The sequence below is a fragment of the Hydrogenoanaerobacterium saccharovorans genome (assembly GCF_003814745.1).
GTDB classification, from domain to species: Bacteria; Bacillota; Clostridia; order Oscillospirales; family Ruminococcaceae; genus Hydrogenoanaerobacterium; species Hydrogenoanaerobacterium saccharovorans.
In genome coordinates, this window is sequence record NZ_RKRD01000001.1 from 290454 (window position 1) to 306309 (window position 15856).

Annotated in this window: 19 protein-coding genes and 1 other annotated feature; of the genes, 15 read left to right on the top strand and 4 right to left on the bottom strand. The window is 44.0% G+C overall.

Features of this window, described 5'->3' with window-relative positions; all coding sequences use genetic code 11:
- Positions 1-74: 74 nt before the first annotated feature.
- The 3 genes from EDD70_RS01330 to EDD70_RS01340 form a co-directional block, all read right to left on the bottom strand.
- Positions 75-515 carry a YwiB family protein gene (locus tag EDD70_RS01330; RefSeq protein WP_092753765.1) on the bottom strand — a complete coding sequence of 147 codons (441 nt, stop codon included), beginning with the start codon at positions 513-515 and terminating at the stop codon, positions 75-77.
- A 78-nt stretch (positions 516-593) separates the two neighbouring features.
- A complete protein-coding gene (gene murI / locus EDD70_RS01335) occupies positions 594-1397 on the bottom strand; it encodes a glutamate racemase (RefSeq protein WP_162840868.1) in 804 nt (267 codons plus the stop codon).
- 167 nt (positions 1398-1564) lie between these two features.
- Positions 1565-2629, bottom strand: a complete 1065-nt coding sequence (locus EDD70_RS01340) for a D-alanine--D-alanine ligase family protein (protein ID WP_092753761.1) — start codon at positions 2627-2629, stop codon at positions 1565-1567.
- Between the two features lie 356 nt (positions 2630-2985).
- On the opposite strand from EDD70_RS01340, the gene rpmG reads away from it, so the two are divergent.
- The 15 genes from rpmG (at position 2986) to EDD70_RS01415 (ending at position 15143) form a co-directional block, all read left to right on the top strand.
- Positions 2986-3135 (top strand): 50S ribosomal protein L33, encoded by a 150-nt coding sequence (gene rpmG / locus EDD70_RS01345; RefSeq protein ID WP_092753759.1) that lies wholly within the window; start codon positions 2986-2988, stop codon positions 3133-3135.
- Between the two features lie 20 nt (positions 3136-3155).
- On the top strand, positions 3156-3389 hold the full coding sequence (gene secE / locus EDD70_RS01350; RefSeq protein WP_092753757.1) for a preprotein translocase subunit SecE: 234 nt from the start codon (positions 3156-3158) through the stop codon (positions 3387-3389).
- Positions 3390-3430: 41 nt separating this feature from the next.
- Positions 3431-3952: a transcription termination/antitermination protein NusG gene (gene nusG, locus EDD70_RS01355; protein WP_092753755.1), complete on the top strand. Its 522-nt coding sequence runs from the start codon at positions 3431-3433 to the stop codon at positions 3950-3952.
- A gap of 150 nt (positions 3953-4102) precedes the next feature.
- Positions 4103-4528 (top strand): 50S ribosomal protein L11, encoded by a 426-nt coding sequence (rplK, locus tag EDD70_RS01360; protein ID WP_092753753.1) that lies wholly within the window; start codon positions 4103-4105, stop codon positions 4526-4528.
- A gap of 59 nt (positions 4529-4587) precedes the next feature.
- Positions 4588-5283: a 50S ribosomal protein L1 gene (gene rplA, locus EDD70_RS01365; protein ID WP_092753751.1), complete on the top strand. Its 696-nt coding sequence runs from the start codon at positions 4588-4590 to the stop codon at positions 5281-5283.
- A gap of 90 nt (positions 5284-5373) precedes the next feature.
- Positions 5374-5525 (top strand) — a sequence feature (ribosomal protein L10 leader region).
- A gap of 77 nt (positions 5526-5602) precedes the next feature.
- Complete coding sequence (gene rplJ, locus EDD70_RS01370) at positions 5603-6103, top strand: 50S ribosomal protein L10 (RefSeq protein ID WP_092753749.1); 501 nt, start codon at positions 5603-5605, stop codon at positions 6101-6103.
- A gap of 76 nt (positions 6104-6179) precedes the next feature.
- Positions 6180-6557 (top strand): 50S ribosomal protein L7/L12, encoded by a 378-nt coding sequence (rplL, locus tag EDD70_RS01375; RefSeq protein WP_092753747.1) that lies wholly within the window; start codon positions 6180-6182, stop codon positions 6555-6557.
- A gap of 227 nt (positions 6558-6784) precedes the next feature.
- Positions 6785-8314, top strand: a complete 1530-nt coding sequence (putP, locus tag EDD70_RS01380; protein WP_092753745.1) for a sodium/proline symporter PutP — start codon at positions 6785-6787, stop codon at positions 8312-8314.
- Positions 8315-8439: 125 nt separating this feature from the next.
- The gene (locus EDD70_RS01385; RefSeq protein ID WP_092753743.1) at positions 8440-9210 is read left to right on the top strand and encodes a TIGR00282 family metallophosphoesterase; all 771 of its coding nucleotides are present in this window, start codon (positions 8440-8442) and stop codon (positions 9208-9210) included.
- 120 nt (positions 9211-9330) lie between these two features.
- Complete coding sequence (locus tag EDD70_RS01390; RefSeq protein WP_092753741.1) at positions 9331-9591, top strand: stage V sporulation protein S; 261 nt, start codon at positions 9331-9333, stop codon at positions 9589-9591.
- A 164-nt stretch (positions 9592-9755) separates the two neighbouring features.
- The gene (locus EDD70_RS01395; protein WP_092753739.1) at positions 9756-11288 is read left to right on the top strand and encodes an ABC transporter substrate-binding protein; all 1533 of its coding nucleotides are present in this window, start codon (positions 9756-9758) and stop codon (positions 11286-11288) included.
- Between the two features lie 30 nt (positions 11289-11318).
- Positions 11319-11672 carry an Asp23/Gls24 family envelope stress response protein gene (locus tag EDD70_RS01400; RefSeq protein ID WP_092753737.1) on the top strand — a complete coding sequence of 118 codons (354 nt, stop codon included), beginning with the start codon at positions 11319-11321 and terminating at the stop codon, positions 11670-11672.
- 31 nt (positions 11673-11703) lie between these two features.
- Positions 11704-13362: a DAK2 domain-containing protein gene (locus EDD70_RS01405; RefSeq protein ID WP_092753735.1), complete on the top strand. Its 1659-nt coding sequence runs from the start codon at positions 11704-11706 to the stop codon at positions 13360-13362.
- Between the two features lie 188 nt (positions 13363-13550).
- Positions 13551-14321 (top strand): type III pantothenate kinase, encoded by a 771-nt coding sequence (locus EDD70_RS01410; RefSeq protein ID WP_092753733.1) that lies wholly within the window; start codon positions 13551-13553, stop codon positions 14319-14321.
- 174 nt (positions 14322-14495) lie between these two features.
- Positions 14496-15143 carry an ECF transporter S component gene (locus tag EDD70_RS01415; protein WP_092753731.1) on the top strand — a complete coding sequence of 216 codons (648 nt, stop codon included), beginning with the start codon at positions 14496-14498 and terminating at the stop codon, positions 15141-15143.
- Positions 15144-15204: 61 nt separating this feature from the next.
- Here the strand turns inward: EDD70_RS01415 and EDD70_RS01420 are convergent, their stop codons facing one another.
- Positions 15205-15852, bottom strand: coding sequence for a pentapeptide repeat-containing protein (locus EDD70_RS01420; RefSeq protein WP_092753729.1), 648 nt, complete (start codon positions 15850-15852; stop codon positions 15205-15207).
- Between the last annotated feature and the right edge of the window lie 4 nt (positions 15853-15856).

Consider the following 15856-nt stretch of genomic DNA (forward strand, 5'->3'; position numbering starts at 1 on the left):
CCAAACTGATAGAATATTGAAACGGTAAATAACAGTTTGATTTTATCGGTACAAACCTTTGCAAATACAATTTTTTATTCCTGTGCATGTTTTTGTTCTTTTACGTTTATAAAAACCTCGTTCTCGCTCGCCATACTGGCATTGAAATCAAGGGTATATTTAAAATTCAAATCGCCGCCTTCGTCATTGAGCGAAGATACAATGTGGCCGCCGGAAACCCCCATAATCAGCGGGCCGTAGCCGGTATCGTAATGGCATTGGTGGCGCATGCCTTTTTCAATAATAAGCTGAGACTTGTTTGCGCCGCTGCGCAGCATGGTTACTTTGCTGTCACCGCCATCTACCTTTAGCGTGGTTTTGCTGCCTTCAAATCCGGTAGCCTCCGACTCATCATAGCTAATGTAGTAGCTGCCGTTTCTGCGGTAAAAACGCCCCACGGTCATCAGCTCTACAACTTCTTTATCACTATCGTGGTACTGAATACCGCGAATATTGATTAATACATCCTTCTTCAATTGGATTTATCCTTCCCTTGCAGGGCAGATAAAAATCGCTTTTGTTTTGCACTTGAAACAATTTTTTCGGCCCGCAAATTACAATTTAACTTTTTTAACATTTTGTTGTATTTCTTCTCCATAATACAATTTGGATACATCTATAAAATCTTGGGGTGCATCTGTAACCTGCCAAACAGTTGGCTTTACTTCACCCTCGTTCTGCTCATTGTTCTGCAACAGGTAACTTTGCACGTAGCGTGCGGTAACGCTTGCACAGTCCACCAGAGTAATGCTGTAATCAAGAACCTCAGAGATAGCCCCAAACAGCAGGGAATAGTGAGGGCTGCCCAAAATCAGGGTATCAATGCCTTCCAGCAGCAGTGGCTCAAGGTATTGCTTGATAGCAAGCCGCAGCAGATGGTTGTCCGGTTGCACGATGCCGTTTTCTGCAAATGTTAAAAACAGCGGGCAAGCTTTGCCGATGATTCTTGCATCGGTACGGATGTTGCGGATCGCTTTGCCGAATGTCGAGCTGCGAACTGCGGCTGTTGCACCGATGATGCCGATGATGCCGTGTACACTCATTGCGCAAGCCTCTTGCGCACAGGGCAAAAGAATGCTGATATATGGAACAGCCAGCTTTTTTATTGCGCTATCGCTAAGCACCGTGCTCACAGTACCGCTTGAAGATACAAGCAGTTTTACATCCTGCTTTTGAAGAAACTCCAAGCCTTGCAAAGCATGTGCAGATACCAGTTCTTTACTGTGGCAGCCATAAGGTGCTCGGGCAGTATCGCCCAAATAAATAATATTTTCATTCGGCATCAGCCGTTTCAGTTCACGTACAGTCGCAAGCCCGCCTATGCCAGAATCGAATACACCAATTGGTTTGCTGTTCAAAATAATCAGCCCCCTAAACAATAATTTACAATGAAAAATGCGCAACAACTAATACCACAAAGTGAGATGCTTTTTTGCAACACGATGTGTTCGTTCTGTATGTGCAACGGTGAACATACTCTTAAAAAACATATTCACCGGTCATTGTAAATTATTACGGGATGCGGCTAAGCTTTTTGAATTGCCAATGTAAAGAGCCTATCGATCAGCTCGGAGTAAGGGATACCGGTTGCATCCATCAGTTTGGGATACATGCTGATGGAGGTAAAGCCCGGGATGGTGTTTGGCTCATTCAAAATAATTCCGCTGCCATCGCGTTTTACAAAAAAGTCAATGCGCGTAAGCCCCGAACAACCCAGTGCACGGTAAGCTTTTGCCGCTGTCTCACGGATTTGTGCGGTTGTTTTTTCATCAATGCGCGCTGGAATATGCAGCTCTGACGCGGCATTTTGGTATTTCGCCTCGTAATCGTAGAACTCGTTGCAGGGTACAATTTCGCCTAAAACCGAAACAATGGTGTCATCGTTGCCCAATACGGCAGATTCTACCTCGGCACCGTCGATAAACTCTTCGACAACGGCTTTTTTATCGTGCTGAAACGCCAGCTCCAGCGCTGCTTTGAGCGAAGCCTTATCTTTTGCCTTCGAGATACCCACAGATGAACCTGCGTTAGCAGGCTTTACAAACATGGGGTACCCCAGTTTATAGGCAAGGTTTGCCTCGATTGTGTGAAAGTCTTTAAAATCTTGTTGCAGTACCGCACTCCACTTTGCCTGCGGAATGTCCGCATCTTCTAAAATAGTATGAGTTACGGCTTTATCCATGCACATAGCGCTGGCAAGAGGGTCGCAGCCTACATAGGGGATGCCTGCAATTTCAAAAAGCCCCTGAATGGTGCCGTCTTCTCCGTTTTTGCCGTGCAGAACAGGGAATACTGCGTCAAGGCGGACAATTTCGTATGAAGATTCATGCAGTACAACAAGCCCATGGTGGCTGCGGTCGGGCGAGATGAACGCGGGGGTAACAAAGGCACTGTCTGCCCATTTATCTTCTTCAATCAGCTCAACAGGCCCGCTGTAGCGCAGCCAGCGCCCGTCGCGGGTGATGCCGAGCATAGTAATATCGTATTTGTCAGTAGGAGTGTTGCGGATTACCGAGGAACCGGAGACGAGCGAAACCTCATGTTCGCTGGAAACGCCGCCGAAAATAATAGCGACAGAAAGCTTTGACATGGTTCGGTCACACCTTTATAATTGTTTATGTTCAATGTTTCATGATAATGTATATCATACGATATTCTATTCTAACATAAGAATATGCAAAAAATCAATATTTTTGCCTTTAAAACCGCATGTTAAGCAGTTTTTTTACACATTTTATTCCGATATGTCATGGCTTGTACAACTGTGTGCGCTGCAGCGGCATATTCTTTGTTTAAAATGGCAAATTTGTAAATAATGATTGACGGCTTGCACAGTGTGTGCTAAACTGTTAAGTACCTCTAAAAGGTTTATTTTTTTATGTTCACTTTTAGTAGCGTTTCCTTTACGAGGGAGGCAAAAAATTCCGTCAATCAGGAGGTGCCGATATGAGGGTTAAAATTACATTAGCTTGCACAGAATGCAAACAGCGTAATTACAACACAAAGAAAAACAAGAAAAATGATCCTGACAGGCTCGAAATGAATAAGTATTGTAGATTCTGCAGGAAACACACAGCTCACAAAGAAACCAAGTAGGCGAAAGGAAGGATTTAATTATGGCTGAACAAGCGTCTAGTGAGAAAAAATCCAAGCCGGGTTTCTTTAAGAAAATGGGCAAATCATTTAAGGACATGAAGGGTGAAGTCAAAAAGATTGTGTGGCCAAGCAAAAGCTCCATTATCAACAACACCATTGTTGTTATTGTGGTTTGCTTAATTTTTGGCGCATTCATCTGGGGACTTGACGCTGTTCTTACAGGGTTGGTCCGATTAGTCCTAAATAACGCTTAAATCATAGTACAAAGATTTAACAGCGTGGAGGGATTTTAAGAATGGCTGAAAACGCAAAATGGTATGTCATCCACACTTACTCGGGTTACGAGAACAAGGTGGCGACAAATATTGAAAAGAGTGTCGAAAATCGCTCGTTGCAGGATTTGATACCCGAGGTGCGTGTACCGACGGAAACTGTAACGGAGATTAAAGACAACAAAAAGCGTGAAGTGGAACGCAAAATCTTTCCTGGCTATGTGCTTGTAAAAATGGTTCTGACAGACGACAGCTGGTATGTTGTGCGTAATACACGCGGCGTAACAGGCTTTGTAGGGCCTGCTTCCAAGCCCGTACCCTTAACCGACGAAGAGGTTGAGGCTTTGGGTGTAGAAGTAAAGCAGATAGAGGTGAATTACGCAGTAGGCAACATTGTTGCCATTGTGGATGGACCGCTGGAAGGCTTTACCGGTGTAGTGGAAGAACTGGATTTGGACAAGAACAAGGTAAAAGTTGTTGTATCTATGTTTGGACGCGAAACCCCCGTGGAGCTCGAACTTGACCAGGCGCAACTGGAAAATTAATCTTTTAGTAGGAGTCGGGGCTTTAATCGAAGCGTCGGCCGTGCATGATAAATGCACAAACGTAGATTGTACTATTTTGTACAGTCTGTGGGAGGAATGAGTAGAGGTTCATTCCGCCATTTACCACGTAATCTATGGAGGTGCAAAACTATGGCTCAAAAGGTAACAGGCTATATTAAGCTACAGATACCAGCCGGTAAAGCAACACCGGCACCACCGGTAGGCCCGGCGCTGGGTCAGCATGGTGTAAACATTATGTCTTTCACAAAGGAATTTAACGAGCGTACAAAGAACGACATCGGTCTTATTATCCCTGTCGTTATCACTGTGTATGCAGATCGCTCCTTCACCTTTGTAACCAAAACACCGCCGGCTGCGGTTCTCATTAAAAAAGAGTGCAAAATCGAGACAGCTTCCGGTGTACCAAACAAGACAAAGGTAGCTAAAATCACCAAGGAGCAGGTCAGAAAAATTGCTGAAATGAAAATGCCCGACCTCAATGCTGCATCTGTTGAAACAGCAATGAGCATGATTGCCGGTACATGCCGCAGCATGGGTATTGTAGTAGAAGACTAATGTTCTCAGGTGGGAGGAAACCAATCCGTAAATACCACTTCTGAGGGAGGAGAACTAGTATGAAACATGGAAAAAAATATATTGACAGTGCTAAGCTGATAGATCGCTCTAAGCTGTATGAGGCTTCTGAGGCTCTTGATCTTTGCACAAAAACAGCGAAAGCAAAGTTTGACGAAACCATTGAAATGCACGTTAGACTGGGCGTAGATTCCCGTCAGGCTGACCAGCAGGTTAGAGGCGCGGTTGTACTGCCCCACGGAACAGGTAAGCATGTTCGCGTTTGCGTTTTTGCAAAAGGTGATGCTGCAAAAGCTGCTGAGGCAGCAGGTGCAGAAATTGTAGGTGCCGAAGATTTGATGGCACGCATTCAGAACGAGAACTTCTTGGATTTTGACTTGGTTATCGCAACACCTGACATGATGGGTATTGTTGGTCGTCTCGGTAAAATCCTTGGCCCCCGTAAACTGATGCCAAACCCCAAAGCCGGTACTGTTACACCCGATGTTGCGAGAGCAATTACTGAGGCAAAAGCAGGTAAGATTGAGTATCGTTTGGACAAAACAAACATTGTTCACTGCCCGATCGGCAAAGCAAGCTTTGGTGTTGAGAAACTTCAGCAGAACTTTGATGCTTTGATGGGCGCTCTTGTAAAAGCCAAACCGGCTGCTACAAAAGGCCAGTACATCAAATCCTGTGCGGTATCTCCAACAATGGGCCCCGGCGTTAAGATTAATACTTCTAAGTACGGCGCATAAAGCTTTCGAGTGCTCTCCATCGCAAGTTGGGGGGCGCTTTTCTTATTTTTAAAAATAATGCTTGACAAAACCCCTAAAACAGCTTATACTAATAAAGCTGTCATAGTTCCATAGACAGCAGGTGTCGTAAGACATAATGGGTAACCGCCTGCCGAGGAAAGAATGATCGAACAAAACAAGGTTTGTGTTGATTGATTGTGCTCTTTCTGCGGTGGATGCGGAAGGAGTTTTTTTATTGCCCAAAAATGCGTTTAAAATCATTTTGTTTTACTAAGTGATTTTGATAGATATATTTCGTTATATCAGGAGGTGAACGATTTTGCCAAGTGAGAAAGTATTACAAGACAAAAAGGAAATTGTAGCGGCACTGAAAGAAAAACTAAATGGCGCTGCTGCAGGCGTTGTGGTTGACTATAAAGGTATTTCTGTTACCAACGATACAAAGCTTCGTAAAGAGCTGCGTGAGGCTGGTGTTGAGTACAAAGTAGTAAAAAACACATTGCTGAGATTTGCTGCACAAGATACAGGTTTGGCTGATATCTGCTCTGTATTAGAGGGAACAACCGCTCTTGCTGTATCCACAGATGATGCGGTTGCACCTGCAAAAATTCTGGGTAAATATGCAGAAGAATCGAAAGGTAAATTCACTATTAAAGCTGGCTTTATGGATGGTCAAGCAATTTCCGTTGAGGAAGTTATGGCTCTGTCCAAACTGCCAAGCAAAGAGCAGCTCCTCTGCATGCTGCTTAGCGCGCTTAACGGTAACATCCGTGGTTTGGCTGTTGCTCTTAACGCAATCGCAGAAAAAGAACCCGCATAACAATCGGTTATGCAACATAAGCGCAATAAGCGCATCGCATCGTTGAATGCGAAATAATATTAGGAGGTAAGCTAACATGGCTTCTGAGAAAATTTTAAAATTTGTTGAAGAAATCAAAACTCTGACTGTTCTCGAACTTTCTGAGCTCGTAAAAGCAATCGAGGAGGAATTCGGCGTTTCTGCTGCTGCTCCTGTTATGATGGCTGGTGGTGCTGCTCCTGCTGCTGCAGCTGCTGAAGAAAAAACCGAATTCGACGTTATCCTCACCAGTGCTGGCGGCTCTAAAATGGGCGTAATCAAACTGGTTAAAGATATGACCGGTTTGGGCTTGAAAGAGGCAAAAGAGATTGTTGACGGTGCTCCCAAAACAATTAAAGAGGGCGTTTCCAAAGCTGATGCTGACGAGATGAAAGCAAAGCTGGAAGAGGCTGGCGCAACCGTAGAACTGAAATAATTCGGTTTTATATTGTCTTTTTAAGGCGAGTACTTTTGTACTCGCCTTTTTCTTATAAATTTATATTTATCAGGCATTGTGTGTATTATATTTTGTTATGTATGTGTTTCTAAAAGATAGATACCGTCATATTGTAAATAAATTGTAAACAAAAAAGACAAGTCATCGCTTTAATGCGGTAAAATGTGATATAATGTCAAGAATAATATTTGTCTAGGAGGGGCTGTATGAGTACTAAGGAGGTTATGATGCTTATTTCCATGATCGGCTATTTGTTGCTGATTGTGGCGATTGGTATACTATTTGGCAAGCATAATAAAACAAGTGAAGAGTTTTACATAGGGGGGCGCGGGCTTGGCCCTTGGGTAACTGCGATGAGCGCAGAGGCGAGCGATATGAGCGGATGGCTTTTGATGGGTCTGCCTGGGCTTGCTTACGCCACAGGCCTTGCCGATGCTGCATGGACTGCGGTTGGTTTGGCATTGGGTACCTATCTAAACTGGGTATTTACCGCACGCCCTTTGCGTATTTATACGCAAGTTGCAAAAAACTCAATTACCGTACCGGATTATTTCTCGAACCGTTTTCATGACAGTAAAAAGATATTAATGAACATAGCGGCATTGTTCATTTTACTATTTTTCGTCGTGTATACAGCATCGGGCTTTGTGGCATGCGGTAAGCTGTTTGCATCGCTTTTTGGCTTTAATTATGCAGCTTCTATGGTTGTATCGGCAATTATTGTTGTGGTGTACACAGTTGTGGGGGGCTTTTTGGCAGAAAGTGTTGTTGACTTTGTGCAGGGTACACTCATGTTTGTGGTGCTCATTACAATTGTTACCATTGGCGCAAACGCTGCGGGCGGTTTTGCACAGGTGATTGCAGATGGCAGTGCGCGCGAAGGCTACCTCAGCCTGTTCCAAATCAACAGTTTAGAAACAGGGGCTGCATTGAACTTTGATATTATTAAAATACTGTCTGGCTTGGCATGGGGATTGGGCTATTTTGGTATGCCGCACGTCTTGCTACGATTTATGGCAATCCGAGATGCCCGCGAGTTGAAAAAATCCCGTCGCATTGGTTCCACCTGGTGCGTGATTTCGCTTATAATGGCAGTATTAATCGGTATTATTGGTAGGGCATTGTATCCTACTTTGCTAGCAGGTGCCGCAGTAGAGAATATTTTTATCGAAATGTGCAAACGCCTGCTGGATACGGGATTACTGCCGATTCTAGCCGGAGTGATGCTGTGCGGCATCCTTGCAGCACAAATCAGTTCATCCGATTCTCAGCTGCTTCTTGCATCTTCTGCGGTGGCACAAAACTTTTTTAAGGGCTTAGTTAAGCCAAAAGCAACCGAAAAAGAAATTATGAAGGTATCCCGCATCACGTTGGTTTCGGTTGCAGTGGTTGCGGCATTGTTTGCACTTAACCCTAACAGCTCGGTATTCCGAATCGTATCGTTTGCGTGGGCGGGTTTTGGTGCAACATTTGGGCCGCTTATCATCTTTTCGCTCTACTGGAAACGCATCAACCTTGCAGGCGCAATTGCCGGTATGGTAGGCGGCGGTGTAACGGTCGTATTATGGAAGGTACTGATATCAAAACTGGGCGGTATTTTTTCTGTATATGAACTGCTGCCTGCGTTTATTGTTTCTTGCTTGTGCATTTATATTGTAAGCAAAGTAACCGCTGAGCCAAGCAAAGAGATTTATGCAGAATTTGAAGAATACAAGCGAATGATGAAAGAGCAGTAGTAGAAAAGAGGGTTCACCGTGCTGCGGTGGGCCCTTTTTGCAATATAAGGTAAACCGCTCTTTCCTAATATTAAGTTTCGCGCTATAATAAATGTATGAAATAGTAAGATTGAGAGGGCAGATACATGAAAGTTTTGGCTATCGGGGATGTTGTAGGGCAGGCGGGCTGTGATATGGTACGGCAGCATCTCTATAAAATAAAAAGTGAACATAAAATCGACTTGTGTATTGCAAACGGTGAGAATTCTGCAGAGGGCAATGGTATTCTGCCGAGCTCTGCAAGTGCTTTGTTTGAAGCAGGGGTAGATGTTATCACTACCGGTAACCATGGTCTGCGTCGCCGCGAAATTAATGACCTGCTTGATCAAAATATTGGGGTGATTCGCCCTGCAAACTATCACCCTACCGCGCATGGCTTTGGCTATTACATCTACGATATGCTGTCCTACCGTGTGGCAATCATCAATCTGCAAGGCGTAGTGTATATGGAAAATCTCGAAAATCCGTTTGAATGCATGGACAGGCTGTTGTCTGAGATTGATGCTACAGTAAAAATTGTAGATTTTCATGCAGAAGCCACCAGTGAAAAACTGGCAATGGGCTATTATCTCGACGGCAGAGTCAGCTTGCTTTTTGGTACGCACACGCATGTGCAAACAGCAGATGAGCAAATTTACCCGCAGGGGATGGGTTACATTACCGATTTAGGTATGTGCGGCCCCAGTGTGTCGGTTCTGGGGGTGAAGCCGGAACTTGCCATCCGTAGGCTGAAGACACACCTGCCCACCCGCTTTGATAATGCCGATGGAGCATGCCAAATCAACGGAATTGTTGCCGAAATAAATGAGAAGACTGGCAAAACGACTAAAATTTATAGAGTTTCCATAAAAGAATAATGAAAATTTCCTATATTTTACTTGCAACTTTTTCCAAAATGCTATATGATAGGAATAAGCAAATTGTCTGAAAGTGTGGTATTATCTTACATCGTGCGGTATTAGCAGGAGGGATTCAACATGGAAGTGCTAAAAGTTTCGGCAAGATCTGTTCCAAACTCTGTAGCAGGTGCAATAGCGGGTGTAATCCGAGAAAAGGGTGCGGTAGAGGTTCAAGCTGTGGGTGCTGGTGCATCCAATCAGGCGATAAAAGCTGTGGCGATTGCAAGAGGTTATCTTGCTCCCGCCGGCATTGATCTCATCTGTATCCCCGCTTTTGTCAATGTGGTAATCGATTCGGAAGAGCGTACAGCAATTAAACTGATTGTAGAGCCCCGGTAATTACCAAAAACTAGCTGAAAACAGCACAGCATTGCGGCAAAGCCCAAAATAGGCTTTGCCGCTTTTCCATGTAAACAGTAAATAAGAACATTTGGTACTTGTTCTAAGTTGCAAAATGGGGTAAAATAAAGGGTACTAAAGATGTTTGCTTATTGGAGGAACCTATGACCAAACGAATTACAGCGATTACAATATCGTTTGTCTTATTACTCACCTTGCTTTCAGGGTGCAAGCTTAAATTAGCCGAAACGGGTGGTTTTATTGGGGCGTCCTTGCAAAATGAGGGCAAAACAGAAAATCAATCGGTGCAGCGTGCTGTTGATACGCTGAAAATTGCATATAATAATACGGATTCTTTAAATCCTTATCTTGCTGTCAGCACGATGAACTTAAATGTAATTTCGTTGCTTTACGATCCGCTTGTTAAACTAGATCAGCAGTACAAACCGCATAACATCATTGCAGAGGATATACAGCTTACACCGCAGCAATGTACCGTGACAATCAAACAAGGAGTTCATTTCAGCAATGGTTTGCCTGTTACGGCGAACGATGTAGTGTATTCGGCGCATCAGGTGCTTACCGAGGGTAACAGCTACTTTGGGCTGCTCAGCGGTGTCAGTGAGGTAACGGCTGCAGATAGCCGCACAGTGGTATTTACGTTGCGTGCGCCCGACCGCCTGTTTGCCAACCTGCTTACGTTCCCTATCGTCAGCGAAAAAAATCCAACCATCGGCAGCGGTCGTTATATCCTTCAGGGTAGCGGAGAAGACGTAAAATTAACGTTGAATCCAAACTGGTTTGACGGGAATAAAAGCCAAATCAAGACAATCGAATTGGTGAATCAATTAGATAAAGATACATTGATTTATAGCCTGAAACTTGGTACAATAAATTATGTCTATTCCGATCTATCCAGCAGCGAGGTGTTATCTCTTGGGATTAGCACACAATCGGTACCACTAAACCATTTGATTTACCTTGGAATCAACAGTACGAAAAAGCTTATTTCAGATGCACGCATGCGTAAAGCGCTTAATCTTTGCATCAACCGTGCAGAATTGGTTGGCGGAACTTATGCATTGCGCGCTGCAGAGGCGCACACACCCTTTAATCCCAAATGGGATGAGGTTACCAAGTTGAATTACAAACAGGAGCAGGATTATACGGCGGCGGCTGCACTGATGGAAGAACTCGGATATAAGCCCGAAAGCAAGGACAGTGAGGGCTATTACACCACAAGGCAAGGCAGGCTGCGCTTGCGGATTTTAGTGAATTCAGAAAATGCAAGTAAAATGCAGGTGGCAAAGGTTTTACAAAAAAACTTTTCGGAACTTGGGATTGAACTTGTAATTGAAACCAAAGCATTTGAAGAGTATAAAACGGCACTGGCACAATGGAATTTTGACCTCTATTTGGGGGAGGTTAAATTGTACAATAACATGAACCTTACTGCCCTGCTTACTCCAAAATCAAAGCTTGGTTTCGGTAATATCGAGAATGGAGAATTGATTACCGCCAACAATGCAATGATGGCGGGCACAATGGATGTAAAACAATTTATGGGCGTATTTGATAAGTTTACGCCGTTTGTACCGCTGATGTACCGCAGCGGTATGGTATCATTCTCGCGCGATACATTTTTTGAAGCCCCTGCAACAGAGCAGGATATATTTTACAACATAGAACAATGGTAAACGGTATTTGCCACAAAGGAGGAGTTAATTTTGGTTAAGCTTGAAACTCATCTGGGAGAAACAAATATTTCGCAAGAATATTTTTCAAACCTTGTCGGTCATGCTGCATCGGAATGCTTTGGCGTTTCAGGTATGGCGGTAACCGATGCAAAACAGAGCCTTAAGTCGGTTATCACTAAAAAGCAAGCGCTGGACCAAGGCGTGCGTGTGCGTATTTCGAACGGTAAGTTGGTAGTCGATTTGCACATTATGGTTACTTATGGCGTGAACATCGCCGTTATTGTCAAAAGTATCGTCAATAAAGTACGCTATACGGTAGAGGAGGCAACCGGTATGGAGGTTGCACGTGTCAACGTATTTGTCGATTCTATGAAGACAGAGTAAGGCAATTTAACCTTAAAAGGAGTGTTAATTCGTGATAGAAGGATCACAATTGCGTGATGCGTTTATATCTGCGGCGCATAATATAGAAAACCAAAAACAGGCTGTTGATGCTCTGAACGTTTTTCCGGTGCCGGATGGAGACACCGGTACGAATATGTCAATGACCATTACGGCGGCCGCCCGTGAACTTAGTACATTAGAAAACAACACCACGGTTGCCGAGGCTTCGCAGACAGCAGCATCTGCTTTGCTGCGCGGTGCACGCGGTAACTCGGGTGTTATATTGTCGCTGCTGTTCCGCGGCTTTTCCAAGGGGCTTGCAGGCAAGCAAAGTGCCGACGGAAGCGACTTTGCCAATGCCCTTACAAAGGGTGTGGAGGCTGCTTATAAAGCAGTTATGAAGCCAACCGAGGGTACCATCCTCACGGTTGCGCGTTATGCAGCCGAACGTGCAAAAGTAGTTTGCAAAAAAGACAACGACCCTGTGTTTGTATGGAGTGAAATTATTGATGCTGCAAAAGACGCGCTCGATAAAACCCCCGAGATGCTGCCGGTGCTGAAAAAAGCCGGTGTGGTAGATGCAGGCGGAAAAGGTTTGCTTGTGATCTTTGAAGGCATGATGAGCGTTTTCCGTGATAATGTCATCATTCAAAACACTGCTGCAGAGCAGAAGATTGCCGTTTCATGGGACGAAAGCAGCAGAGATGCGGCTGCAGAGTATGAAGGCGAGGATATCACCTTTACATACTGCACCGAATTTATCGTGGTTAAAAAAGAGGACGCTGAAGATGCTTTAAAACTGCGTGCTTTTCTGGAATCGATTGGTGACAGTGCGGTAGTTGTTGACGATGATGAAATCATCAAATGTCATGTCCATACCGATAACCCCGGTACCGCGATGCAGGAGGGGTTAAAATTCGGCTACCTTATCAACATGAAAATTGATAACATGCGCGAGCAGTTTGAAAAGAAAAAACAAGCGAAGCAGAAAAAAGAGCTGGCACCCGAGTATGTTCCTGTTGACCCCGACCGTAAATACGGATTTGTTGCGGTAGCTGCAGGCGAGGGCATTCAAAATATCTTTAAAGAGTTGGGTGCAGACAATATCGTCAGCGGCGGGCAAACAATGAACCCATCTACCGAAGACATTCTTACAGCAATTCATGCTACTCCTGCAAAAACGGTATTTGTATTGCCGAACAATAAAAATATTATTATGGCTGCGGAACAAGCCATCAAGCTTGCAGACAGAAAAGTTTGTGTTCTGCAAACACGCACCGTACCGCAGGGTATGACGGCTATGCTTAACTTTGACCCTGAAGCGGATTCAAACCAAAACCAAATGACCATGACGGATGCGTATGAAAAAGTGACAACCGGTTCGGTTACCTTTGCTGCGCGTGATTCCGATTTTGATGGACACGATATCAAAAAAGGTGAGATTTTAGCGCTTGAAAACGGCAAACTTGCATTTGTAAGCAATGATCTTATCAAAGCAACCGTAAAGCTGACAAAAGGCATGCTGAAAAAAGATACCGCTTTTGTGAGCGTATACTATGGCAGCGATGTTACCGAAGAGCAGGCGGCAGAGGTAGAGCAAGCCATTCGCGCAAAACTGCCTGAAGATGTTGAACTGACCATGCTTTGCGGAGGGCAGCCTGTTTACTATTTCATTATTGCAGTAGAATAACAGAACAATCGATATATTGAATTAGCAAAAGGAACGCTGCTGCGTTCCTTTTTTTATGCTTGCGTAAATGGATGTACAACGAAGCATCATCGCAATAGAGAGCCAAACCGAAAGTTGACAACCTAGGTAAAATGCTATAAACTATTGTTGATAGTTTGGCAGATTTTCCGAAAGGGTAGAGATATATTATGATTTTAGCCATTGATATCGGCAACTCGAACATAGTAATCGGCGGATACGAAAAAAATAAACTGTTGTTTGTATCCCGCATCAGCACCGATACTACTCGTACCGAGTTTGAATATGCCGTGGTTATCAAAGATATTTTGGAGCTTTACAACTATAATAAGGATAAAATCGAAGGTGCCATTATTTCATCGGTGGTACCTATGCTGTCATCTGTGCTTAAAAATGCAGTTCGTTTAGTAAAACCGGTGCACATTTTATCGGTGGGGCCGGGTATTAAAACAGGAATCAACATTAAAATAGATAACCCTGGGCAACTGGGGGCAGATTTGCTTTCTACCGCCGTGGGTGCTATGGAAAAATACCCCTTGCCCGCCATTATTATCGACCTTGGTACAGCCACAAAACTTTCGGTAGTGGATAAGGAAAAGGGCTTTCGCGGCGGCGCGATTATGCCGGGTGTGATGATTGCACTGGATGCACTTAGCAGCAAAACAGCCCAGTTGCCGCAGATAAGTTTGGATGATGAAGTGAAACACCCCATCGGTACGAATACCATCGACTGTATGAAATCGGGTGTTGTTCTTGGGGCTGCCAGTATGATTGATGGCATGATACAGCGTTACAAGGCTGCCCTTGGCGAAGAAGCCACAGTAATTGCATGCGGCGGTTTGGTAAATGCTATTTTACCGTACTGCACCTGCGAAATCATCCGGGATGATAACCTGTTGTTAGACGGTTTATATGCACTTTACAAAAAAAACATCAATTAAAAAGTTAATATTTTCAGAGTGTGAGCAATAATGCCTGTGTAGGTTACATATGTAACGGTTTGGGTATACTAACGATGTACCATAACTATGCTCGGTATTATGGCTTAGCGGTCTGATGATATAAATTTATCTGCACTGCATCCCATAGGGAGCAGTAGCGAGGAGGAAAATTTTATGTCAACAAACTCTGCAAAAATCAAAAAGCTGACGCAGCTTGCGCTGCTGTCGGCAATCCTGTTCATCATGGGGTTTACGCCGCTGGGGTCCATCCCGTTTGGAGGACCAATTGTGGCAACGTTAGCACAAATCCCCGTAGTAATCGGCGCAATTTTAATGGGAACAGGTGCGGGTGCATTTTTAGGCGCGGTATTCGGGTTTGTAAGCTTTTTATGGTTTACAATGTATGCTCCGCCGGTAGCATTCGTTTTTAGCCCGTTTTACAGTGTAAACCTTGCCCAGGGCGATGCCCTCAAAGCAGTTTGGTTTGCGATGTGCAGCTTGATTATCTGCTTTGTACCTAGAATTTTGATTGGCATTGTATCTTCAAAACTGTACCAGAAGATTTACGATAAAACAGGAAGTGTGGGCAAAGCGGCTGCGGTTGCAGGTGTTTGCGGTTCTCTCACCAACACATTGCTTGTTTTGCTCGGTATTCTCGTGTTTTTTGCCGAACCATACGCTGCGGCAAACGGCAATCAGGTAATTTGGGCAATTTTGGGCACATCCATTTTAGTTAATGGAATACCAGAAGCCATTGTTACACCGCTGATTACAGTAGCTGTGGTAAAACCAATGAAGAAGATTCAAGATAAAGCAAAATAAAAGAATAAACCGACCGTAATATTACGGTCGGTTTATTCTTTTATAAAATTACAAATTGTATTTATTCTTTAATCACTAACCCCAACAGCCTTGATAAATCGCATGCCTGCATGGCGTTCACAATCAGCCCTTTTAGTTCATCGCCTCCAAGCACAATGCCCTCAATATTACAGGATGATAAATCTACCCCTTTTAATGGGGTACGAAACAACTCTGCCGAACGAAGGTTGCAGTCAGAAAAGGTCGCGTAGCGAATGGTCATCTCCTGCATCACGCAGTTCGATAAATCATTGCCATTAAACGCTACGCCTTTCAGCATTGCGCGAAATAACGTGGCATAGCGGGCGTTACAGTTTGTAAAATGGGTGTGGTTTAGGCTGCAATCGGTAAAGCTTGCCCCCATCAGCTTGCAGCTTTCAAATGTTACACGCTGAAAAAAACATTCCGTAAGGTCGATGTTTGAAAAATCGCATTTACGAAAAATTACATCTTTAAAAGAGCTTTTGGGCATCAGACAAGCAGTAAAACAACAGTTTTCAAACAAACAGTCGTTAAAATCAAGTTTTTCGGTTCGAATATTTGGAACATCGCAACCAACAAAATGGGTATGTTCGATGCTCGTATCATCGCGTTGGGCACAGAGCATAGTTGCAAAAAAATCGACATTTTGCTGTAAATGTGTCGATAACACCGGTTTTAATAGTTTCATTCAG